The 25,266-nt window shown below is 49.4% G+C and carries 12 protein-coding genes; all 12 read left to right on the top strand.

What is annotated here, in order from left to right; all coding sequences use genetic code 11:
• The first annotated feature begins 117 nt into the window (after positions 1 to 117).
• The 12 genes from A8O23_RS13035 (at position 118) to treY (ending at position 25,063) form a co-directional block, all read left to right on the top strand.
• A complete protein-coding gene (locus A8O23_RS13035) occupies positions 118 to 1,944 on the top strand; it encodes a glycoside hydrolase family 2 protein (protein WP_066621918.1) in 1,827 nt (608 codons plus the stop codon).
• A gap of 1 nt (position 1,945) precedes the next feature.
• On the top strand, positions 1,946 to 3,373 hold the full coding sequence (locus A8O23_RS13040; RefSeq protein ID WP_153042199.1) for an agarase: 1,428 nt from the start codon (positions 1,946 to 1,948) through the stop codon (positions 3,371 to 3,373).
• Positions 3,374 to 3,381: 8 nt separating this feature from the next.
• Positions 3,382 to 4,452, top strand: coding sequence for an endo-1,4-beta-xylanase (locus A8O23_RS13045; protein ID WP_066621919.1), 1,071 nt, complete (start codon positions 3,382 to 3,384; stop codon positions 4,450 to 4,452).
• Positions 4,453 to 4,565: 113 nt separating this feature from the next.
• Positions 4,566 to 9,992 (top strand): fibronectin type III domain-containing protein, encoded by a 5,427-nt coding sequence (locus A8O23_RS13050; protein ID WP_066621920.1) that lies wholly within the window; start codon positions 4,566 to 4,568, stop codon positions 9,990 to 9,992.
• Positions 9,993 to 10,031: 39 nt separating this feature from the next.
• Positions 10,032 to 10,967, top strand: coding sequence for a PorP/SprF family type IX secretion system membrane protein (locus A8O23_RS13055; RefSeq protein ID WP_082883047.1), 936 nt, complete (start codon positions 10,032 to 10,034; stop codon positions 10,965 to 10,967).
• A 200-nt stretch (positions 10,968 to 11,167) separates the two neighbouring features.
• Complete coding sequence (locus A8O23_RS13060) at positions 11,168 to 13,396, top strand: glycoside hydrolase family 3 N-terminal domain-containing protein (protein ID WP_082883048.1); 2,229 nt, start codon at positions 11,168 to 11,170, stop codon at positions 13,394 to 13,396.
• A 253-nt stretch (positions 13,397 to 13,649) separates the two neighbouring features.
• Positions 13,650 to 15,302, top strand: coding sequence for an NADP-dependent glyceraldehyde-3-phosphate dehydrogenase (locus A8O23_RS13065; protein ID WP_066621921.1), 1,653 nt, complete (start codon positions 13,650 to 13,652; stop codon positions 15,300 to 15,302).
• Between the two features lie 164 nt (positions 15,303 to 15,466).
• Entirely contained in the window at positions 15,467 to 15,631 is a 165-nt protein-coding gene (locus tag A8O23_RS21610; RefSeq protein ID WP_161486738.1) for a hypothetical protein, read from the top strand.
• Between the two features lie 470 nt (positions 15,632 to 16,101).
• The gene (glgX, locus tag A8O23_RS13070) at positions 16,102 to 18,246 is read left to right on the top strand and encodes a glycogen debranching protein GlgX (protein ID WP_066621923.1); all 2,145 of its coding nucleotides are present in this window, start codon (positions 16,102 to 16,104) and stop codon (positions 18,244 to 18,246) included.
• A complete protein-coding gene (gene treZ / locus A8O23_RS13075) occupies positions 18,243 to 20,081 on the top strand; it encodes a malto-oligosyltrehalose trehalohydrolase (protein WP_066621924.1) in 1,839 nt (612 codons plus the stop codon). The genes glgX and treZ overlap by 4 nt, the downstream gene beginning before the upstream one ends.
• 149 nt (positions 20,082 to 20,230) lie before the next feature.
• Positions 20,231 to 20,599 carry an endonuclease domain-containing protein gene (locus A8O23_RS13080; RefSeq protein WP_066621925.1) on the top strand — a complete coding sequence of 123 codons (369 nt, stop codon included), beginning with the start codon at positions 20,231 to 20,233 and terminating at the stop codon, positions 20,597 to 20,599.
• 231 nt (positions 20,600 to 20,830) lie between these two features.
• Entirely contained in the window at positions 20,831 to 25,063 is a 4,233-nt protein-coding gene (gene treY, locus A8O23_RS13085; RefSeq protein WP_066621926.1) for a malto-oligosyltrehalose synthase, read from the top strand.
• Positions 25,064 to 25,266: the final 203 nt, after the last annotated feature.

Raw genomic sequence — 25,266 nt, forward strand, 5'->3', positions numbered from 1 at the left:
TTTTGAGAAAATAACCCTAAAACAGAAGAGCCTAAGCAGACAAAATAATATGCCCCTTTTTGGTGAAGTATAGATTTCTGGTCTACCCAAACTTAAACTAACAAGCAGCTTGAACAAATGAATAAATTCTCCTTTTCCTTTTTACTGTTTTTACTTCTTCTAACCTCCAGTGCATTTGCCCAGCAGCTAAACCTGATTCAGAACATTAAGGGTCGGGAGTTCACTAGCCTGAACGGACAGTGGAACTACATCATGGATCCTTATGAAATGGGCTACTATGACTACCGTCATATGCCGTTTGACCAGTCCGCCTCTGGCAAGGGTGGGTTCTATGACGACCGTGAACAGAAAAACAAGTCAGAACTGATTGAATACAATTTCGAGTATGCTCCCCAACTGGTAGTGCCAGCAGACTGGAACTCACAGGGCGACATTTTCAAGTTTTATGAAGGCACCATCTGGTACCGCAAGAAATTCTCAGCCGCCCCTAAAACAGATAAAAAGTACCTGTTGTATTTCGCGGCGGTAAACTATGAGGCGCATGTGTACCTGAATGGCAAAAAGCTGGGCGTGCACAAAGGCGGTTTCACTCCTTTTCAGTTTGACGTGACCGGTAAACTGAACCAGGGCGACAACGTGGTGGTGGTAAAGGCAGATAATACCCGCAAGCAAGACGAGGTGCCTACCGTGAACACTGACTGGTGGAACTACGGCGGCATCACTCGTGATGTGCTTTTGGCCGAATTACCGCAAACCCACATCAACGACTACAAAATTCAGTTGGCCAAGAACAACCTGAACCGCATTGAGGGGTACGTGCAATTAGACGGTAAAGACTTAGCGCAACAAATCACAGTTTCTATTCCTGAATTGAAAATTAAAACCACTGCCAGGGCAGACGCCTCAGGCCGTGTGAATATTTCCATTCCGGTAAAGAAAATGACCTACTGGTCGCCGGAAAACCCCAAGCTGTATGATGTGGTGGTAAGCAGCGGCACTGATGAAGTAAAAGACCGCATTGGCTTCAGAACGATTGAAGTAAAAGGCACTGATATATTGCTGAACAACAAATCCGTTTTCTTCAGGGGTATTTCCATCCATGACGAAAATCCGCTGTTGCAGGGCCGCCTGAGAAACCGCGGCGACATGCGCATGATGCTGCAGTGGGCCAAAGAACTCAACTGCAACTACGTACGCCTGGCTCATTACACCCACAACGAAGAAATGATCAGGTTAGCTGATGAAATGGGTTTAATGGTATGGGCCGAGGTGCCCGTGTACTGGACTATCTCCTGGGAAAATCCAGAAACCTACAAAAACGCCCAGCAACAAATGACCGATATGGTGGTGCGTGATAAAAACAGAGCCAGTGTGGTGGTTTGGTCTATCGGCAACGAAACCCCATTGAGCGAGCCTCGCCACAAATTTATGGGTAATATGGCCGCCTACACGCGCTCCCTTGATGATACCCGCCTGGTAGCCGCCGCTCTGGAGATACACCGCGAAGGGTATGACTTGATTGTAGATGATCCGCTGGGTGAAAAACTCGATCTGGTATCATTCAACCAATACGGCGGCTGGTACTGGGGCGCACCAAAAGACTTGCCCAAGTACAGCTTCAAAATCAAATACAATAAGCCAGTAGTAATCACCGAGTTTGGAGGCGAGGCCGTTGCCGGATACCATGCCGACGACGAAACTCGGTGGTCAGAAGAATATCAGGAGTCTATGTACAAGTACCAGCTGGACATGCTCAGCAAAGTAGGCGCCTTAAGAGGCATGACCCCTTGGATCTTAGTAGACTTCCGCTCACCCCGTCGTCAGCACCCAGTGTACCAGAATTTCTGGAACCGCAAAGGCGTGTACTCAGACACCGGCGAGAAAAAGAAAGCCTTCTTCGTGCTGAAGAACTTCTATGACCAAATGCAGCAAAAATACAAGTAGTATGAAAAAGCAGATGCTTCGGTTATTTTTTCTCTCTGCGATGGTTTCCCCCTGGGCTTGTAAAGCCCAGCAGAAATCACCGGAGCCGTTGATCGTGCAAGCCAAGCGAGGCCTTACCACTTCAGATGCTACTCTGGGCTATGGGGAATGGAAAGACTATGAGACCAGAAGCCTGGCACACCTCACAGATTTCAAACCAAAGAATTCAGTGAAGCTCAGCAAGTACGGCGGCAGAAAAGACAAGCGCACCCAAGCCACTGGTTTCTTTCATGTAAAACAGCTGGATGGCCGGTGGTGGGCTATTGATCCGGAAGGGTATTACTTTCTGCACACCGCTGTGAACACGGTGAGCATGGGCGGATCGACCCGCAACAAAGAAGCGCTCAAGGAAAAATTCACAGATACTAAAGGCTGGGCTCAAGGCACGCACCAGATGCTGTTAGACCACGGGTACAACGGGTTGGGTTCCTGGTCAACCGTGAAGGAGTTCCGTGAGACGCCCTTGCAGGAAAAGTCGCCCTTGGCCTATACTATTAACCTGGACTTTATGAGTGCCTACGGCAAGAAGCGGGGCGGCACTTACCAGAAGCCCGGGCATCGCGGGTATCCCAATGACTGCATCTTCGTTTTCGACCCAGATTTTGAAACCTTCAGCGACGAGCACGTTAAACAGTTGGTAGCCTATAAAGACGATAAAAATCTCTTCGGCTATTTCTCTGACAATGAAATGCCACTCCTGCGCCGCAACCTGGAGGGTTACTTAAAACTAGACCCGAAGGAGCCAGGGTACCAGGCTGCCAAAAAGTGGATAGACGAAAAAGGTATTTCCCCAGAGCAAATCACTGAGGCACACAAAAAAGAGTTTCTGCAACTGGTGACGGAACGCTATTTCTCTATTGTTTCCAAAGCCATCCGGAAGTACGACCCTAACCACATGTACCTGGGCTGCCGCTACTACGGCCCCCAGCGTGATTATCCAGAGATGATGGAAGCCGCCGGTAAATATGTTGATATTGTATCTATCAATTACTACAACGTTTGGACTCCCGAAGCCAAGAAAATGGAGGAATGGGGCAAACTGGCCAATAAACCTTTCATGATCACGGAATGGTACGTGAAAGGGGAGGACTCAGGCTTACCCAATAAAACCGGAGCTGGTTGGATGGTGAAAACCCAAGAAGACCGAGGTCTTTTCTACCAAAATTTCACCTTAAGCCTACTAGAATCTAAAAATTGTGTAGGCTGGCACTGGTTCCAGTACCAAGACAACGACCCCACCAAAGAGGGAGCCGAACCCTCTAACATAGATGCTAACAAGGGCATTGTAGACAACTACTACAACGTGTATGCCCCGCTAGCCGAGAAGATGAAAGAGATCAACAGAAACAAGTACCAGTTGGCAGATTATTTTATAAAGAAGAAGAATTAGGAGGCCGTATGAAAATCAGAATCTTAACAGTACTATTCTTTGTGGTGGCACTCACCGCTTGTGAAAACGAAGGGGAATTCCCGAAACCGGTAAGAACCGTACCGCCCAGTACCACCACTGGGTTGCACACGCACCTTCCTTTCCCATTTGGGGCTGCAGTGAGCGTGAACCTCATGAAGAACAACCCTAAGTACCGGGCAGTGGTGACAAATGAGATGAACAGCATTACGGCAGAAAATGCCATGAAAGTATCAGCTCTGCATCCATCTAAAGATGTGTTTACCTGGGCAGACGCCGATTATCTGGTGGATTTTGCCCAGCAACATGGCAAGCGGGTGCACGGCCACACCCTCATCTGGCACCAATCGCTCCCACCTTGGATTGAAAACTTCAGTGGGACAAAAGAGGAATTTGAGCTGATTTTCAAAAATCACATCCAAACCATCGTTACTCACTTTAAGGGTAAGGTGGTATCTTGGGATGTAGTAAACGAGGCTTTTGAAAACGACAGCCCCGCCTTGCGTAACAGCGTGTGGAGAAGAATTTTAGGCGATGATTATATTGCCCGCGCCTTCCAGTATGCCCACGAGGCAGACCCTGAAGCCCTTCTCTTTTACAACGACTACGGCCATGAATGGGGGCCTACTAAAAGAACTGCCATCATTAATCTGGTCACTAGCCTGAAACAACGCGGAATTCCCATTCATGGAATTGGCATGCAAATGCACACGCGCTACAACCAATCAGACGCCAACCTGGCCGCTGCCATTAATACTGCCGCCGCCACAGGGTTGCTGGTGCACATTTCTGAATTGGATATCTCTATGAACCCAGAAAAGGTGCAAGGGATTGCCTTAACCCCGGCTCTGGCTCAATTGCAGGCCAACCGGTACAAGTTCATTGTACAAACCTACAACGCTATTCCTAAGGCCCAACAGTTTGGCATCACCACCTGGAACGTAGGCGATGCTGACAGCTGGGTACCGGGCTTCAACGGAGCCCCAGATTGGCCATTGCCTTTTGACCGCGATTATCTGCCGAAGCCTGCTTATCAGGGCATAATAGATGGTGTTCAATAAGTTACCAGCTGTTTTAGGCTTGTTTTAACTAAAACAAGCCTAAAACAGCTTTAAAAATATCCCCCAGTTTCTAAAACTGATTTCAATTAATTTTCACCTTTTGCCTTATCATTATGAGAAAAGTACTTTTACTCTTTTTAGGCGTCTTCTTACTTATTAGTGCGGTGCAGGCGCAAAGTATCGTGGTAAATAAGTTGTTGAATGGCTCCAATGACGCAGATGGGAATACTGATGCGGTAGAACTACTGGTTATTCAGGATCATCTGGACATAACAGGCCACACCATCAAAGACTTTGAAAATAACTTGGCCGCAGAAGGTGGAAGGTTTGAATTCAAAGATCATCCGCTTTGGAAAAACCTCAGAAAAGGAACTACCATTGTTTTGCGCAATGCAAGGGCACCTTTTGCCGGTTACGAGCAAGACACTGACCCCTCAGATTTCACCATTGACGTACTTCTTCAGAACACCACCTATTTTACAAATAGAGGAGGGTCTGCTGTTTTCAATTTGACCAGTAACGACATGGTGATGATCAAAACAGGTGACCCTTCAGGCACCGCCGGTTCTATCCATGCTTTTGCCTTTGGTAGTGAGGCCAATATTAATGCATCTGCGCATTTCAATGCCACTGCTTCCCCAAAAATTAAGTTAGTATATGCTAGCCCGGGTGGCGGATATTTCTATCATACTACAAACCCTACCCAAACCGTAGCCGACTACAACGGAACGGATGCCTTAGCCAATAATTCTATCAACAATGCCAATGACGCACAACGCCAGTGGCATTATGGATTTGGAGCTGGAAATAGAAACTATATAGCCTCTCTGCGCCGCTCGGTTTTACAGGAAAGTCCTGTTTCCGCACCAGTGGTGGTCAATAAAATGTATAATGCTTCTGAAACCGGAGATGGAAAATCAGATGCCGTGGAGCTGTTAGTGGTACAGGACCATTTTGACATGCGTAACCTTATTATCAAAGACTACAATGATAATGTAGTAAATGATACGGGAGGGAAATATAGATTCAACAACATAGATTTCTGGTCAGATTTAAGAGCCGGAACCACCATTGTATTACGCAAAACAGAGTCTCAGTTTGAAGGTTATGTGCAGGACACCGACCCTTCTGATTACACCCTAGATCTATTATTGAATGATGCCTCTACCTATCTGACCAGGGTTTCTGCTGCCGGGCATGAGTTCAACCTTACTAACACCGATATGGTGGTGCTAAAGCGGGGTGACATGAACGGAGCCGGAAATGCTATCCATGCCATGGCTTCCAACAGTGGAAATGCTTCTACCGCAGGCTCTTTCTTTAATGCAGTTTACAGCCCACGGCTATGGACAACTGGTGGTAATGGAGCGGCTGGTACTTTCGTGTACCCCAACAACCCCACCAAAAGTATTGCAGATTTTGACGGTGAAAAGGCTTCTACTTCTACAGAACCAAATAAAAACTGGGGCTATGGCTTTGGTGAAAATAATATTGCCTTTATCTCCTCCCTGCGTCCATCAGTAGCCCCTGCAGCACCAACAGGTTTAACGGCTACTGCGGCTTCTAGCAGTGCTATTACCTTAAGCTGGACAGATGCTTCTGATGACGAGACTGGCTTTGAAGTAGAGCGCTCCATCAATGGCACTGATTTTACCAGCCTTGCTTCGGTTGGGGCCAATGTGGTTACCTACCAGGACAATTCCTTAGAAGCGAGCACCCGTTATTATTACCGTGTCCGGGCCACTGGTGATCAGGAGAACTCGGCGTATTCTAACATAGCGGATGCCACTACCTTAGAGGCCACTCCGGCAGCCCCCAGTAACTTAACTGCCACAGCTATCTCTAATACAGAGATCAACCTGGCCTGGACAGACAACTCTACCAATGAAACCGGATTTGAAATAGAAAGATCAAGTGACGGCGAAAACTTCACTTCGCTGCACACCACAACTGCCGGAGTAGTCACCTACCCCGATCAGCCTCTTACAGCCACTACCCGCTATTATTACCGAGTGCGGGCATTAGGCAATGCGGCAAATTCAGGTTATTCTAACATAGCAGACGCCACTACCTTAGAGCCAAAACCACTGGCACCTACCGGTTTGACGGCCACAGCTGCTTCCAGCAGTACCATCAACCTAAGCTGGACCGACAATTCCACTAATGAGACAGGCTTTGAACTGGAGCAGTCATTGGATGGCACCACCTTCGCCGCTTTAGCAACGGTAGGGGCCAATGTCACCACCTATGAAAATACGAACCTAAGTGCCTCTACCCAATATTTCTACCGGGTAAGGGCAGTAGGAACCGGGGGAGTTTCTGAATATTCATCAGTGGCCAATGCTACCACCAATGCCGGAGCGGTATTGGCACCGAGTAATCTAACAGCAACGGCCGTTTCCACTACTCAAATTGATTTGGCTTGGGCTGATAATTCAAACAATGAAACTGGTTTTGAAATAGAGCGGTCTGCTGACGGAGTAGCCTTTACTTTGTTGACCAGTGTTGCGGCAGATGTAACAACATACTCAAACACTGGTTTAACTTCGTCTACCCAATACCACTACAGAGTAAGAGCTACGGGTGCAGAGAGCAACTCGGCCTACACCAACGTGGCCAACGCTACAACCTTAGAAGCGGTACCGGCTAATCCCGGCACACTAGCGGCAGTAGCGGTTTCTCATGAGCAGATTAATTTAACCTGGGCTGATAATTCAGTGAATGAAACCGGTTTTGAGATTGAACGCTCTACTGACGGCACATCCTTTACCTTGGTTACCACCACGGCTGCCAATGCAACCTCTTTTTCTAATACTGGCTTAACTCCAAACACACAATATCACTACCGAGTGAGAGCGGTGGGGGCACCTGGTCCGTCAGGATATACCAACGTCGCCAATGCCACTACTACCACAGGTATTCCGGTCGCGCCAACTGCCTTAACTGCAACGGCGACTTCCTTTAACCAGATTAACTTAACATGGACTGATAACTCGGTTATTGAAACTGGTTTTGAGATTGAGCAGTCTACCGATGGTACAACTTTTGCAGCTCTTGCTACAGTTGGTGCCAATGTAACCACCTATTCTAACACAGGCTTAAACCCCGCTTCCAGATATTATTATAGGGTAAGGGCAGTTGGGCCAGTAGATAATTCTGTTTATTCTAACGTAGCGGATGCCACCACCCAATCAGGTATTCCGGTAGCACCGTCTGCATTAACGGCTACGGTCGCTTCCTCTTCACAGATCAACCTCTCCTGGACAGATAATGCTTCAATAGAAACCGGTTTCCAGATTGAAAGGTCTACTGACGGCATTACTTTTGCGGCATTGGCAACGGTTGGTTCTAACGTGACCAACTATTCCAACACCGGCTTAACAGGTTCTACCACCTACCATTATCGGGTGAGCGCAGTAGGGCCAGGTGGGTCTTCTGCTTTCTCTAATGTAGCTCAGGCTACTACGTCGGCTCCGGTTCCGGTACCAAGTATTGTGATCAACAAGATTTATAATGCCACCTCTGTTTGGGAAGGTACTTCAGATGCGGTAGAGTTACTGGTAATTCAAGACCATTTAGACATGCGCGGCATGATCGTGAAAGACCTGGAGGCAAATGCCACCAGTGACAACGGCGGTAAATACCAATTCAACAACATTGACTTCTGGAAAGACATGCGTTCCGGTACCACAATCGTTTTGCGGAAAACCCAATCACAGCAAGCGGGATATGTGCAAGACACTGATGCCTCAGACTTCACTATAGATTTGCTGCTGACTGATGCTTCTACGCTCATCACCCGAGTGTCACCAAACGGCCATGAATTCAATTTCACCGGTACGGACATAGCCATTATTAAGACAGGCGAGCGCTATGGTTTTGACAATGTAATTCATGCCTTTGCTACAAACAACGGGGGAAATACTACTCTCTTCCAAGCTATCACGGCACCTATGCTAATTTCACCAATGGTTACCAATTCAGGAGCGTTCCAATATCCATTGGCTCCGGAAAGAACTGGTGCTGATTATATAGGCGTGAAAGCCGAAGAAAACAGAGGCCCTGACAGAGGCTGGGGAGTTGGGTTTGGAGAAGGCAACATGGCCTTTATCGCAGCCCTGCGGGAAGCGGTTCTCTTAGTAGCTCCTACAGATTTGGCGGCCACTGCGGTTTCTGTGAATCAGGTAGACCTTACTTGGACAGATAACTCCAACATTGAGACAGGCTTTGAAATTGAGCGCTCTTTTGATGGTACAACCTTTACAACATTAGCCACTGTTGGAGCCAATGCAACTTCATACACTGATAATAGCGTGCAATCGGGTACGCAATACTATTACCGGGTACGTGCTGCGGGTAATGTGGTGTTTTCTGCTTATACAAATGTAGCAGGGGCAAGCACTAACATTGCCTATGTAACCTCCATTTCCTTAGCACCGCAACCACTTTATGAAAATGCAGCCATTGGTACTGTGGCGGGCACTTTGACCTCTACTTCAGAAAATCCTACCGCCACGTTTAGCTATTCCTTGGTGAGCGGCGCCGGTGACACAGACAATGCCTTGTTTACCATTGCCGACAACCAATTACGTACGGCAGCGGCTTTAAACTATGAAGCCAAATCAAGCCACAGTGTAAGGGTAAGATCTACCTCGTCTTCCGGTCATTTCTTAGAAGAAACTATCGTGGTGCAGGTACTGGACGTAAATGAAGCACCTACCATGGCAGCTATAGAAAACCAAACCGTCTGCAGCACCATTGCCCAGCAGACAGTGAACCTAACAGGTATAACCGCTGGCCCAGAAGTAAACCAGACCGTTACGTTGTCAGTTGCCTCTTCTAACAGCGCCATGTTTGATGCTTTAAATGTAAACTTAGGTGCGAATGGAACTGGGCAGGTTACATACAGTCTCAGAGCCGGAGTTTTCGGGACAGCAACTGTAACAGTTACTGTGCGTGACAATGGTGGTACTGCCAACGGCGGTGTAGATGAATTCAGCCGCACCTTTACCGTGAACAGCGTTGAATTGCCTACTATAGCCATCACTTCTGACCAAGGTAATCAGCTCTCAAAAGGCCTCACCGCCACCCTCACCGCCACCGGCGGTACCAGCTACGTGTGGGCCAATGCTGACGGTATCATCAGCGGGCAGAACAGTGCTTATATTACCGTACGGCCGGAAGCCACTACCACGTACTCAGTTACCGCCACCAACGCCAGCGGTTGCGCCGCCACCCAAAGCTTCACCGTTACTGTGTCTGAAAACTACAGTGTGCTGGAGACAGCGAACATTCTGAGCCCGAACAATGACGGCGTGAATGATACTTGGGTAATCAAGAACATTGATTTCTACCGCAACAATGAAGTTAAAGTCTTTGATAAGGCGGGTCGTGTGGTGTTTAGTCAGAGAGGTTACAATAACACTTGGAACGGTACTTATCAGAATGCACCACTAGCCGAAGGTACTTACTACTACATTGTAGATTTCGGCAATGGGCAACCTTCATTTAAAGGCTTCATTACCATTGTAAGACAATAAGTTTCTCAATGTCTGTCACCTATTTAAAAAAACAGCATTATGAATTTAGTAAATAATATATCTAAGCGATTTGCTTTGGCAGTGGTAGGAAGCGCGTTGGCGTTGGCATTACCTGCATTAGTAGGGGAAAATCAAGCCCAGGCCCAGCTGAACCCAATGGGTACCATGTATTTTCAGAACCAGTACCTGGCTAACCCTGCCATGGCAGGCCTGGAGGCAGGAGTGAAGCTCAACGTGGCTTACCGGCAGCAATGGAATTCTTTGCCCGGTGCGCCCAGGTCTCAGTCTTTTACCGGCGAGTACGGGTTTGGAAACAACGTGGGAGTAGGGGTAAATGTGTATAACACCAAAACCGGTCTTATTCAGCAAACCAGTGTGCAGGCTACCTATGCCTATCATTTTCAGGTAGCTGAAGACCAGAAGTTGAATCTGGGATTATCACTTGGAGCGTCCAGGCAAAGCATCCGGCAATTAGATATCACCGGCGATAACTTTGACCCGAGCGTGAACCGATTTAATGACCGTGGTGTGCAGGTAGACGGTGATGTGGGAGCAGCCTACAACTTTTCTAAGCTTCAGGTACAGGCAGCCATTTTAGGACTTCGTAACCTTTTAGTCTCTGACCCTAACCAGGAGGATTATGTGAACTACCCAACTTTCTTTTCTTCGGTGAGTTACCGTTTTGATTTGGAAGTGGGTGGCCAGACCATAGGTTTAGAACCTAAGGTAGCCTACCGTGGAATTCGCGAGACGGATAACATCTTAGATGCGGGTGCTAATGTTTCCTTTTTAGATAACAACCTGCAGGTGTTTGGTCTATACCACAGCACCAAGGCTGCCACTTTAGGTTTTTCAGTGGGCTATAAGTCTAGAGTTGCCATAACAGGAATCTACACTACTTCCAATCCGGAAATAAAAGACTACACAGGCGGCGGATTTGAAATAGGTCTTCGCCTGGCGCTTCAAAAACAATAAAAACAGAGGGCTTAGAACGGCGGTGGGTATAGATAACCCTCCGCTGTTTTAGGCCTGATTTCTGAAAAACAGCTCTAAAACAGTAGCCCTTCATGGTTTCGCTCCAGAATTTACTGGTGCCTTGTCATTCTCTTGCCCTTAGGTTTCCCTCTATTGTTTTACCAATTCATTCCAATTCTTTTTCTATTATTCAAGTACTCATGACCAGCAAACATTTCTTGCCGCTTACCCTGTTCTTAAGTTTCCTCCTTGTGGGCTCGGTTCAGGCCCAACAAAAACCAATTGAGCAGCGCGTAGAAGACCTTTTAAAGCAAATGACCCTTGAGGAAAAAGTGGGTCAGTTAAATCAATATTCCGGCAAAGCTGTAACAGGTCCGGTGAGTGAGGTGAAAACTAACCTCATTAACGACATTAAAAGCGGCTGGGTAGGGTCTATGCTCAATGTGAAAGGAGTGAAAGACACCCGTGAGATTCAGTCAGTGGCGCTACAGTCAAGACTGAAAATTCCGCTTTTGTTCAGCCTTGATGTAATTCACGGTTATAAAACAGTTTTTCCCATTCCCTTGGCTGAAGCCGCTTCCTGGGATCTGGAAGCCATCCGGTTATCGTCGCACATAGCAGCTAAAGAAGCGGCGGCAGCGGGCATTCACTGGACCTTCGCGCCTATGGTAGACATTTCCCGTGATCCGCGCTGGGGAAGGGTAATGGAAGGTGCCGGCGAAGACACCTACCTTGGTTCTTTGATTGGTGCGGCCCGCGTGAAAGGATTTCAGGGCGAGAAGCTGGGTGCAACGGATGCCGTAATGGCTTGCGCGAAGCACTTTGCCGCCTACGGGGCCGCTCAGGGTGGACGTGACTATAATACCGTAGACATGAGTTTGCAAACGCTGCACGAAACGTTTTTGCCTCCTTTTAAAGCTGCCGTTGATGCAGGGGTAGCCACCTTTATGAACTCATTCAACACCCTCAATGGTATTCCGGCTACGGGTAACAGTTATCTGCAGCGCGACATATTAAAAGGGAAGTGGGATTACAAAGGCTTTGTGGTAAGTGACTGGGGATCCATTGGTGAAATGATTGCTCATGGATTTGCCAAAGACAACGCCGAAGCCGCCCTGAAAGCCATTACCGCCGGTAGCGACATGGATATGGAAAGCCGGGCTTACAAGCAAGCGTTGGTGAAACTAGTAAAAGAAGGCAAGGTGAAAGAAGAATTAGTGGATGATGCCGTGCGCCGGATCTTATACAAAAAATTTGAGATGGGCTTATTTGATGACCCTTATCGTTTTTCTGATCTGAAGCGCGAACAGAAAGTTCTGAACGACCCACAGCACCGCCTCATTGCCCGCGACGTAGCCCAAAAATCCATCGTGCTCCTGAAAAATGAAAACAATGTATTGCCTCTGAATAAAAAGGCAAAAACCATTTCCGTAATTGGGCCATTGGCCAAAGCCAAACGTGATCTTGACGGCAGCTGGACTGTAGCCCCAGACACCACCTTAACCGTGAGTTTGTTTGAAGGAATCCGACAGAAAGTAGACAAGAAAACCAATGTTCTTTACGCCAAAGGCTGTGACGTGCAAGGCAACTCTCTCACTGGTTTTGAAGAAGCCGTTCGTACTGCCCAACAAGCCGATGTAGTGGTGTTGGCCGTAGGTGAGACTTGGGACTTGAGCGGCGAAGCCAAATCTCGTACCAACATTGATTTGCCTGGCGTGCAACAAGAGCTGTTTACTGCCCTTAAAGCTACCGGCAAACCAATAGTAGTAGTGATGATGGCGGGCCGTCCGCTGGTGTTTGACCAGATTGCCGACAATGCCCCTGCTATTCTGTACGCCTGGTGGTTAGGCTCTGAGGCCGGGAACGCCATCGCCAATGTGCTCTTCGGCGACTATAACCCATCTGGCAAACTGCCTATGACCTTCCCCCGGAACGTAGGCCAGATTCCGCTTTCCTACAACTACTACAATACAGGGCGTCCTGTGCTGAACGAGAACAATATTATTTACCGTTCGGCTTACATTGATGCACCAAACACTCCTAAATATGCCTTCGGATATGGCCTTAGCTATACCACTTTTGGGTATTCTGACCTGAATATCAGCAAGCCACAAATGTCAGCTAATGAAAAACTGGAAGTAAGCTTTACCCTCACCAACACCGGAAAAGTAGCTGGCGAAGAAGTAGTGCAGCTTTACCTGCATGACAAAGTAGCTTCACTGGCCCGCCCTTTGAAAGAATTGAAAGACTTCCGGAAAGTGATGTTGAAGCCCGGCGAAAAGAAGACCATTACCTTCACCATTGATAAAGAGAAGCTTTCATTCTTCAATAATGAACTTCAATGGGTAGCAGAACCCGGTGAGTTTAAAGTAATGCTTGGGACTGCCTCTAATGATATAAAGTTGGAGGGTAATTTTACATTGCTGTAACGACTCTCTTAGTCATAATTGATGTCGTCTGTTTTGGCCCTGTTTTTAAGAAAACAGGGCCAAAACAGTTTTTATGGCAGATTTAATTTATAAACGGATAAGACTCAATATTACCTCTGGGTGTTATTACCAGCCCTTATACTAAAGGAGAATTCTGCATAACGAAAGGTTATTTTGAAAATCTTGCCGCATGCTCTAATCTTGAATCTGAAACAACGAATAACCAAGGTTTAACCACCTTAACGTCACCCACATGGAAGTAGAAGAATACACCCAACAAATCACCCAACAAGACCTACAGAAGATCTTTGTATGCGAAGACCTGGTACCCACAGAATACGCCTTAGCTCAGGAAATTCACCAGCGGGAGTACCTGTCAAACGGCCAGATGCTGGCATGGGATGGAGCGTCGCATAACGTTTTCTCGCCAGTTGCCTTTCAACAAGAGGATGGTTCTTATACCCGAAAATTAATTGGCTCTTACCCCATTTGTACAGAGGCCGAGGCACTGATTGCCTTAGATGCGGCCGTGGCTGCCTATGACAACGGACGTGGACAATGGCCAACTATGAGCGTAGATCAGCGCATAAAATGCGTAGAGCTGTTCACGCAGAAGATGATCGGGCAGAAAGACCTTGTGGTGAAGTTGATCATGTGGGAGATCGGGAAATCCTTCGCTGATTCTGTGAAAGAGTTTGACCGCACGGTAGAATATATTTACGCTACCATTGACGCGCTTAAGAACCTGGACCGTCAGTCTTCAAAATTTGAAATTGAACAGGGAATAGTGGCGCAGATCCGGCGGTCTCCGCTAGGGGTGGTGCTGTGCATGGGGCCATTCAACTATCCGTTGAATGAAACTTTTACCACTCTTATTCCAGCCCTGATCATGGGCAACACCATTTTGTTCAAGCCACCGAAGCACGGCACTTTATTGTTCTACCCCTTGCTGAACGCGTTCAAAGAAAGCTTCCCAGCTGGGGTGGTGAACACCATCTACGGACGTGGCCACGCCATTGTGCCGGCCTTGATGCAAAGCGGTAAAGTGAACGTGCTCACCCTGATCGGATCAAGCAAAGTAGCCGATGAACTGAAAAAGCTGCACCCAAAAGTGAACCGTTTGCGGGCTATTTTAGGATTGGATGCCAAGAACGCTGCCATCATTACCGAAAATGCAGATCTTAAACAATCAGTAGAAGAAACGGTGCTAGGGGCGCTGTCTTTCAACGGGCAACGTTGTACCGCATTGAAGATCATTTTCGTGCACCGCAGCAAAGTAGACGCATTTCTTGAAGGCTTAACAGAAGCTGTTGGAAAGCTGAAATATGGAATGCCTTGGGAGAAAGGAGTGAACCTGACCCCGCTTCCTGAGCCGCACAAACCCGCTTATTTAAAAGCGTGTATTGATGAAGCTGTAGCCTTGGGTGCCAGTGTGGTAAACCCAGGCGGAGGTACTTCTTTTGAATCTTTTGTGTATCCGGCCATTGTATACCCTGTCACTCCGGAAATGAAGTTGTACCGCGAGGAGCAGTTCGGGCCAGTGATTCCGGTGGTGCCGTTTGATGATCTGGAAGAACCAATCCAGTACCTCATTGAGTCAGAGCACGGCCAGCAGGTGAGCATCTTCAGCCAGGACCATGAGGAAATCTCCACTCTCATTGATCCACTGGTAAACCAGGTGAGCCGCGTGAACATCAACTGCCAGTGCCAGCGCGGACCAGACGTGTTCCCGTTCACTGGTCGTAAAGACAGCGCGGAGGGAACTCTGTCGGTAGTAGATGCCCTACGTTCGTTCTCTATTCGTTCTTTGGTAGCCACCAAACTAAACGAGAACAACAAGCAATTGCTCAACCAGATTGTCTCTGACGGCAATTCCAACTTCCTGAGCACCAAGTTTATTTTCTAGTCAACGTTGTGTTTTTGTTTCAGCCGCCGAAGGTTCTCCTTCGGCGGCTTTTTTCTTTAGAATTTTGTTTTAGCCCTCCTTTTTGAAAATCAGCTCAAAAAGGCACATTAGTAACGCGCGGAAGAAGCAGTATATAGTCTCTTCAATCAAGAAAAGAAAAAGTAATGCGCGTAAGCGCGAGAGACTCTACCCAGGAACTAAAGAAGCAGAAAGCTAAAAGCAACATTTCCAAGAGCAACAGCCAAAGCAGAATTGGAACCTCTTCCAGCCGTGGGGATGAGCGCCTCGCTTTGAGCGGTGCCGCATTAGCGGCAAGACCGAAGGTCTAGTGAAAAGGGCAGTGCGAATCCACAGGGCGGGGCCTCGCGGCCGTGAGCGCACGGAGCCTCCAAAACGGAGAAGGTGGTCTTGTAGGGCTTTGGATAAGCTAAAGCCACGTCAGCTCGGAAGCAAAAAAAAGTACGGACAGGTCGCGACCTGTCCTAAGGGGTGGCAGAAGCATTATCGCCTGCTATAGGTGGTCTTCGTTAGATCCTTCGGCTAGCGCTCAGGATGACCGTTGAAGAGTGGGACCAGGAAGGGGTGGGTCTACATGTGTAAACATCCCCCTTCGCCCCCTACAAAGGGGGAGTATCAACAATACCAACAATCCAGGTTCTTTCTCTTTAAAATCAAAATCTAGATATTTTTTAATATTCAAACACCTCTAATACATACCAAAGTAAGAGTTTTCCGTACATGGTAGCCGAGGAAATCCTGCGTCAGGAAAGTACTGTTCTACACAGACCTTAAAAGAACTATGAGCACCATCACTTATCCAGGTAACCCATTCCCATTGGGCGCCACCTGGGACGGCAGAGGAATCAACTTTGCCCTATATGCCGATAACGCCACCGGCGTAGATCTTTGCCTCTTTCACAACCCAGAAGATGAGAAAGAATATGACCGGATTCCTATGCAAGAGCGGTCATACCAGGTTTGGCATACCTACATTCCTGATCTGAAGCCTGGACAATTGTATGGCTACCGCGTGCATGGACCATATGAACCAGAAGAGGGACACCGCTTCAACTCCAACAAATTGCTCATTGACCCTTATGCCAAAGCCATAGCGGGCACCATCAACTGGCATGAGTCGCTGTTTGGCTACCAATTTGGACACGAAGACGAAGACCTTAGTTTTAGTGAGTTAGACAGCGCACCCTATATTCCTAAATCAGTGGTCATAGACCCTAGTTTTAATTGGGAAGACGATAAGGCGCCAAAAACTCCGTATTATATGTCGGTGATTTATGAGGCGCATGTAAAAGGCTTTACGCAGCTGCACCCAGACATACCGGAGGAAATAAGAGGCACCTATGCCGCCATAGGGCACCCTGCTACCATAAATTATCTAAAAGACCTGGGCATTACCGCAATTGAGTTGCTGCCCGTCCACCACTTCATCACCGACTGGTACCTGCAGGAAAAAGGCCTCACCAACTATTGGGGCTACAACACCATCGGGTTCTTTGCGCCAGATGTACGTTACTCCAGCAGCGGAGCACTGGGCCAGCAGGTAAATGAGTTCAAGCAGATGGTCAAGGAGCTGCACAAAGCGGGTATTGAGGTCATTCTGGACGTGGTGTACAACCACACCGGCGAAGGCAACGAAAAAGGGCCGACCCTTTCGTTCAAAGGCGTGGACAATGCATCTTACTACCGCCTGGTGGAAGATGACAAGCGCTACTATATGGACTACACCGGCACGGGCAACACTCTCAATGCCAACCTTCCTAGCGTACTTCGCCTCATCATGGACAGCCTGCGCTACTGGATTACAGAAATGCACGTTGACGGCTTCCGGTTCGATTTGGCTTCGGCATTAGCACGCGAACTGCACGGCGTTGATAAGCTGAGTTCCTTCTTCGATATTATACACCAGGACCCAGTTATCTCACAGGTGAAGCTGATTGCTGAGCCATGGGATGTGGGCGAGGGTGGCTACCAAGTGGGGAACTTCCCGCCAGGCTGGACCGAGTGGAACGGTATGTACCGTGACTGCATGCGTGATTTTTGGCGCGGCGAGGAAAGTATGTTGGCCGAGTTCGCTAATAGATTCACCGGCTCTTCCGATTTGTATTTTGACGATTACCGCCGTCCCACGGCCAGTATCAACTTTATTACGGCCCACGACGGTTTCACGCTGCATGACCTGGTATCTTATAACGAGAAGCACAATGAAGCCAACGGCGAGGACAGCAAAGACGGGGAAGACCACAACCGCTCCTGGAACTGTGGTGCCGAAGGTCCTACAGATGACAAATGGATAATAGACTTGCGAGACCGTCAGAAACGCAATTTTCTGACGACGTTGTTCCTTTCGCAGGGGGTGCCAATGCTGGTGGCAGGTGACGAAATGAGCCGTACCCAAGGCGGGAACAACAACGCATACTGTCAAGACAACGAAATATCCTGGCTTAACTGGCCTACCGCCGATTCCAGCCTGATGGAGTTCACCAAAAAACTGATCCACTTCCGGAAGAACCATCCCGTGTTCCGCCGTCGCCGCTGGTTTCAGGGGCAGCCCATCAAAGGGCACGGACTGGAGGATATTGCTTGGTTTCTGCCTAACGGCGAGGAAATGGAGTACGAGCATTGGGAGCAGGACCACGCCAAGTCGCTGGCCATCTTCCTGAATGGCCGTGGCGTGCACAGTCGGGGCGGCAGGGGTGAAGTGGTGCTGGATGATTCCTTCTACCTCATCTTCAACGCTTACCATGACTCTCTTGAATTCCAGACGCCGCCGGAGAAATACGGTGCCCAATGGACGGTGGTCATTGACACATTCCGAAATCAAATAGAGGCCGAAGATGCCCCCACCTATGCACCCGGAGAGAAGTTTCTGGTAGAAGGCCGATCGATTTTATTGTTGAAAAACCCAATTTTTGAAGCCGAAGCATGAGCCGAACAGATATCCGTAAACGCTGCCTGGGCGTAAGTTATGCCCCTACCGGTGAAGCCGAAGTATTGGTGTGGGCCCCAAAAGCTGATCTGCTGGAAATCACCATGAACGATGGCAACACCATCATTCCGCTGAAGAAACAAGAATATGGCTATTGGTCCTTAACAACAGATCAGATTCAACCCGGCGATACCTATAAATTCAGAATAAACGAAGATCAGGAATACCCAGACCCAGCTTCCTTGTCGCAGCCCCAGAGCGTACATGGCCCCTCACAGGCTGTTGATGTAGAAGCGTTCCAGTGGACCGATCAGAATTGGAAGAATATTCCGCTGGAAGACTACGTGCTGTACGAGTTGCACACCGGTACCTTCAGCCCGGACGGCACCTTTGCCGGACTAGAGGAAAAGCTGGATTACCTGAAGGAGCTGGGGGTGAATGCCATTGAAATTATGCCCGTGGCACAGTTCCCCGGCGACCGCAACTGGGGCTACGACGGCGTTTTTCCGTACGCCGTGCAGAACAGTTATGGCGGCCCCGAAGGCTTACAGCATTTGGTAGATGTATGCCACCAAAAAGGACTGGCGGTGGTGCTGGATGTGGTGTACAACCACCTCGGCCCCGAAGGAAATTATTTGGGCGTGTACGGCCATTACTTCACCGAGAAATACAATACGCCTTGGGGACAAGCTCTCAACTTTGACGATGCCTGGTGTGACGGTGTGCGCCGCTACTTCACCGAGAACCTCTTGATGTGGTTCCGCGATTTCCATATTGATGCCGTCCGCATGGATGCCGTGCATGCCATCAAAGATTTCAGTCCCGTGCACATACTGCGTGAGATGAAGCAGCAGGTAAACCAACTCATGGAAGAAACTGGCCGCACGCACCACATGATCGTGGAGCTGGACCTGAACGACACCCGCTTCATCAATCCGCTGAAGGAGGGAGGGTACGGCATGGATTCCCAGTGGGTAGATGAATTTCACCACGCTCTCCGCGTTACCACCACCGGTGAGAATACTGGCTATTATTCCGATTTCACGGGCATTTGCGACCTGGCCAAAGCCTACCGCGATGCCTACGTGTACGACGGACAATTCTCGCCGCACCGGAACAAGCACTTCGGCATCAAAGCAGAAAACAACCCGGGCAAACAATTCATTGTCTTCACCCAAAACCACGACCAAGTGGGCAACCGCATGTTAGGGGAGCGGCTGGGCGAACTGGTAAGCTTTGAGATGCAAAAGCTCGCTGCCGGCGCCGTCATTTTCAGTCCGTTCCTGCCTATGCTCTGGATGGGCGAAGAATATTCAGAACCCAACCGCTTCATGTACTTCGTGAGCCACACTGACCCAGAACTGGCCGAGGCGGTACGTAAAGGACGCAAAGCGGAATTCGCCGCCTTCCACGCGCAAGGCGAGGCGCCGGACCCAATGGCCGAGGAAACCTTTAACAACTCAAAACTGCAATGGGATCTGGTGAAAAAGGAGCCGCACCAAACCATGTTCAAATACTACCAAACCCTGCTGCGCCTTCGCCGCGAAATTCCAGCCTTGAAAAGCCTGGACAGAAAAGCGGTGGAGGTAGAGGAAAATGAAGGAAACAAAACTTTAATTCTCAGAAGAGGTCAAGGGGAACAGCAAGTGGTGATTCTAATGAATTTCTCACAAGAGCCGCAAAAAGTAACAGTGCCTTTAGGCGCTAAAAACTGGCAACTGCTCATAGATTCAGCCGCCCCAGAATGGAAAGGCCCTCAAGCCGCGGTAGCATCTGTTGCCGGTGGGGCAGAAGTTACTTTGCAGCCAGAGAGTATGGTGGTGTACCAAGGGTAAAGACCTATATGCGTTTTGGGTCTGCTTTCTGGAAAACAGACCCAAAACGCAATTCAAATAAACATTGCAGGAGCACTACCCGATACTCCCCCTTTGAAGGGGGCAAGGGGGATGTTACACAAGCAGATCCAAGCGTTGCTGAACAAAAGATGCCCAACAAAATCATTCCATACCGGCCAGACCTTAAGGAACGAGCGAAAGAGCTGAGGAACAACAGCACGTTGGGAGAAATACTGCTCTGGAATGAACTGAAAGGAAAATCGCTAGGAGTTGAATTCCACCGTCAGGTGCCACTATTTGATTATATTGTTGATTTCTTCTGTCATGAACTGCTATTGGCTGTTGAAGTGGACGGTGACAGCCATGACCATAAAATAACCTATGATGAAAATCGGCAGAGAGCACTACAGGCGTATGGTGTGAAATTTCTCCGCTTTACCGATAAAGAGGTAAAGCAAGAGATGCCGTATGTGGTGGAAACCTTATGGCATTGGGTGCAAGAGAATCGGCAAATGTAATCCGCAATGCGTGGACACTCCTGTGTAAACATCCCCCTTGCCCCCTTCAAAGGGGGAATATCTGGAATGCATGGGAAAGAAGGATATCTCTAAATATTTGGGAGATGTTTTCAGCCTGTTTTCTCAAAACTAGCTCCAAAACGGCAACAAAAATTCTTCTGCTCCGTGAGAGAAGGCGGGGCTGAAAAAATTCCCCAATCTCCTTATAATCAAATCTTCAAATCATAAAATATGCACAATCCTGTCGCAACGTACCGCTTGCAGTTTCACAAGGAGTTTTCCTTTGCTGACTTTGAGCGCATTATACCATATTTACAGAAACTGGGGGTGAGCACGATCTATGCCTCGCCCATTTTAGCGGCAACTCCGGGCAGTACCCACGGCTACGACGGCGTGAACCCGCACCGCATTAACCCCGAGATTGGCACCGAGGAGCAGCTGAAAGAACTGACGGCCTTCCTCAAAGAAAATGGCATTAGCTGGCTGCAGGACATCGTGCCCAACCACATGGCCTTCCACCCAAACAACCCGTTCCTGACGGATGTGCTGGAGAAGGGGCCGCTGAGCCTGTACTATAACTTCTTTGATATTGGCTGGACCAGCTCGTTGTACCAAGGGCGCGTGATGGTGCCGTTCTTGGGTTCAAAGCTGGAGGACGTGGTGCAGAAGGGCGAACTGAAACTAGCCTTTGACCCAACACAGCAGCGGCTGGTGTTCCGGTACTACGACAGCGCCTATCCACTTAACCCTAAGTCGTATGAAACCATCTTGCGGGGAGAAGGTGAACCGAGTCAGGCAGTTGACCAATTGCTTAACAAACTAGGGGAAGTGCACCGCGATGAGGACCCTAAAGGCTTTTTTCTGAAGTGGGAAGAGTTCCGGCAGCAACTGACCTCGCTCATGAAAGGCAGTTCAGTAGGGGCAGAGGTGGAAAAGAATCTGGAGGCGTTCAATGGTAATCCAGAGAAATTATTGAAACTGGCGGAGCAGCAGATTTACCAGCTGTGCCACTGGCAGGAAACCGATTATCAAATCAACTTCCGGAGGTTTTTCACGGTTAATGGTCTCATTTGCCTCAATATTCAGGACCCAGAGGTATTCCAGATTTACCACCAGTACATCAAGCAACTGCAGGACGAGGGCGTGTTTCAAGGGCTGCGTATTGACCACGTAGACGGCTTGTATGACCCCACCGGATATCTGCAGCAGCTAAGAGAATTAGCAGGCGAGGAAACCTACATTGCCGTGGAGAAAATTCTGGAGCCGGGCGAGCAGATGCCGAAGCAGTGGCCAATCCAAGGCAACACCGGCTATGATTTCCTGTCGTATGTGAATAATCTGTTTACCTATAAACCCGGCGAGGAGGCATTTAATCAGCTCTACCACCAGTTGGTAGGCGAGGGTGCCGCCGTGCATGACCAGATTCACGAGAAGAAGGCTTTTATTCTGAATGAGAATATGGCCGGTGAGCTGGAAAACCTGTACCAATTGTTTCTAGAGCAGCGGCTGGTGGACGAGGAGGTGCTGAGCAGCGTGCCCAGTGAGCAATTGAAAGCCGCCATAGGTGAGTTTCTGGTGCAGTGTCCGGTGTACAGATATTATGGTAACCAGATGCCGCTGGACGGCGAAGAAGCCGAGGCGGTGCAGAACATCTTCAACAGCATCAGGGAAAGCAAGCCTGACCTGACAGGGCCGGTAGAGATTCTGGAGAGAGCCATTTTGGGCGCAGCGCCCGAAGGGGAGGATGGCACCTATTTGCAGCGGTCGCAGCGGTTTTACCAGCGGCTTATGCAGTTCAGCGGACCTATTATGGCCAAAGGCGTGGAAGACACCATCATGTACACCTACAACCGTTTTGTGGGGCACAACGAGGTGGGCGATTCGCCGGAGGCATTTGGGGTGAGTCCGCAGGAGTTCCACCAAATCATGCAAGACCGGCAGCAGAACTGGCCGCTGTCTATGAACGGCACCTCCACGCATGACACCAAGCGGGGCGAAGACGTTCGGGCACGCCTGAACGTGCTGACGGAATTAGCCGACGATTGGGCGACCGCGGTGCAGGAATGGCGCGAAATGAACGCCGACCTGAAGCAGAACAATCTACCCGACGTGAACGACGAATACCTCATTTACCAGACCTTGCTGGGCGCCTACCCAATGCCGGGGCAGGACGAGGACGATTTCGAGAACCGGGTTCAAGAGTATTTGCAGAAGGCGCTGCGCGAAGCCAAAGTCAATTCCAACTGGACATCGCCTAACGAAGAATACGAGGCCGCTACCAAAGCCTTCACCGTGAAGCTGCTGGACAAGAGCCGGCCGTTTTGGAGCAGTTTTGAGAAATTCAGGGCAAAAACGACTGACTTCGGCATTGTGAACTCGCTAAGCCAGGTGCTGCTCAAGTTCACCGCGCCGGGTGTGCCCGATGTGTACCAAGGCACCGAACTCTGGGACTTCAGCCTGGTGGACCCAGATAACCGTCGGCCCGTGGATTACGAGAAGCGGCAGGCTTGGCTGGAGGAAATGGACAGCTACGACCTGAACAAGCAGGAAAACCTGTGGGAAGAGCTATGGGAGAACCGTTACGATGCTCGCATTAAACTGTACCTCACCCGCACGCTTTTCACTGAGCGCAAAAACAAAGCCGACCTCTTCGCCAAAGGAACTTATCTGCCGCTGGAGGTAGAAGGGGAACACAAAGAACATGTGCTGGCCTTTGCCCGAAAATACCTGCACACTTGGTACGTGGTGGCGGTGCCGCTGCATCTGGCTGCGCTGGCCAAACAGCAGGGCGTAGACAAGCCAGGGGACATCGACTGGAAAGACACGAAAGTGATTATTCCGCAGGAGGCGCCCAAAGAATGGCAGGACATGCTCATCCGGAGCACCGGAAACTATGCGCATGAGCTCAGGGTGGCCGATTTGTTCGGGATTTTCCCGCTAGCCATGCTCAAACTGGAGGCCCAGAACGAGCGCGGTGCCGGTATTCTGCTGCACATCACGTCGTTGCCATCAGATTTTGGTATTGGCGACATGGGGCCGGAGGCGCGGAAGTTTGCCGATTTTTTGGCGGCCAGCAATCAGAAGTTCTGGCAGCTGCTGCCGCTCAACCCAATTGAGGCGGGGCAGGGGTACTCGCCCTACAGTTCCATCTCCAGCCGGGCGGGAAATCCGTTGCTCATCAGTCCGGTGGCGCTGGCCAAAGAGGGGCTCTTGCCCGAAAATGAGCTGTCAAACTACCACTTGCCGCAAACCGGCAGCGTGGACTATGACCAAGCCCAAAAGGTGAAAGACGAGCTGCTGGAGAAGGCCTGGCAGAACTTCAAGTCCGGCGATTTTCCTACGCTGCAGCAGCAGTTCATCGACTATTGTGGAACGGAGGCTGGCTGGCTGCATGATTTTGCGTTGTACGTGCTCCTGAAGGCCCAGAACGGCGGCAGCGCCTGGTTCCAGTGGCCCGATGAATACAAGCAGCGTGACGCAGCCGCACTAGAGCAGCTGGCGCAGGAAAATGCCGAGGCCGTGGAGAAAACCAAGTGGGTGCAGTTCATCTTCAACAAGCAATGGAAGCGCCTGCGCACCTATTGCAACAACCGCGGCATCCAGATGTTCGGCGACATGCCGTTCTACATTAGCTACGACAGCGTAGATGTGTGGGGCAACCGAGAGATTTTTGCGGTGGATGAAGACGGTAAAATGACCGGCGTGGCCGGCGTTCCACCCGATGCGTTCAGCGACGAAGGTCAGCTTTGGGGCATGCCTGTGTTTAAGTGGGATGTGCTGAAAGAGCAGGACTACGGCTGGTGGATGGGCCGCCTGAGAAAGAACATGGAGCTGTTTGACATTGTGCGGCTAGATCACTTCCGCGCCTTCGCCGATTACTGGGAAGTGCCCGCCGATGCTGAAACCGCTAAAAACGGTGAGTGGAAATTAGGCCCCGGCGCCGACTTCTTCACCTTCGCAGAGAAGGAGCTGGGCAGCCTGCCGTTCATTGCCGAAGACCTGGGCGAAATAAACGACCTGGTGCTGAAGCTGCGCGACGATTTCAACCTGCCGGGCATGAAAATTCTGCAGTTTGCGTGGGGAAACGAGATGCCGCAGAACCACTACATCCCGCACAACTACATCCGGAACTCCATTGCCTACACCGGCACCCACGACAACAACACCACGTTGGGCTGGTACCGCCAGGAAGGCAAACCGCACCACCAGCAGATAGAGCATTACGTAGGCCGTCAGCTGGGCGAGCAGGATATTTGGTGGGTAATGGCGCGTCTGGCTTACGCCTCGGTGGCCAAAACCGCCATCCTGCCCATGCAAGACGTGCTGGGCATAGACGAACAAGGCCGCATGAACACCCCTGGTACGAACCAAGGCAACTGGGGCTGGCGGTTAATGCCGGGGCAGATTACTAAGCAGACGGAAAACCAGCTAAAGGAATGGACATGGTTGTATAATAGAGGGTAAAAGGAGGAAGAGGAGAGAGGAAAAAAAGCCATAGAGGATTCTATGGCTTTTTTTGTTATATCATTTTTGATTTATACTTTATAATATTTATAAGATTGCTACATTTGCTTAGTTGTACAAAAAAGTTTTATGTGTTAGATTAAAGAAACACGAAGTAGGTTCGTGGATGCTTAGTTTGCTTTACAATAAATTAGAAAATTTTT

Source organism: Rufibacter roseus (genome assembly GCF_001647285.1).
GTDB lineage: Bacteria > Bacteroidota > Bacteroidia > Cytophagales > Hymenobacteraceae > Nibribacter > Nibribacter roseus.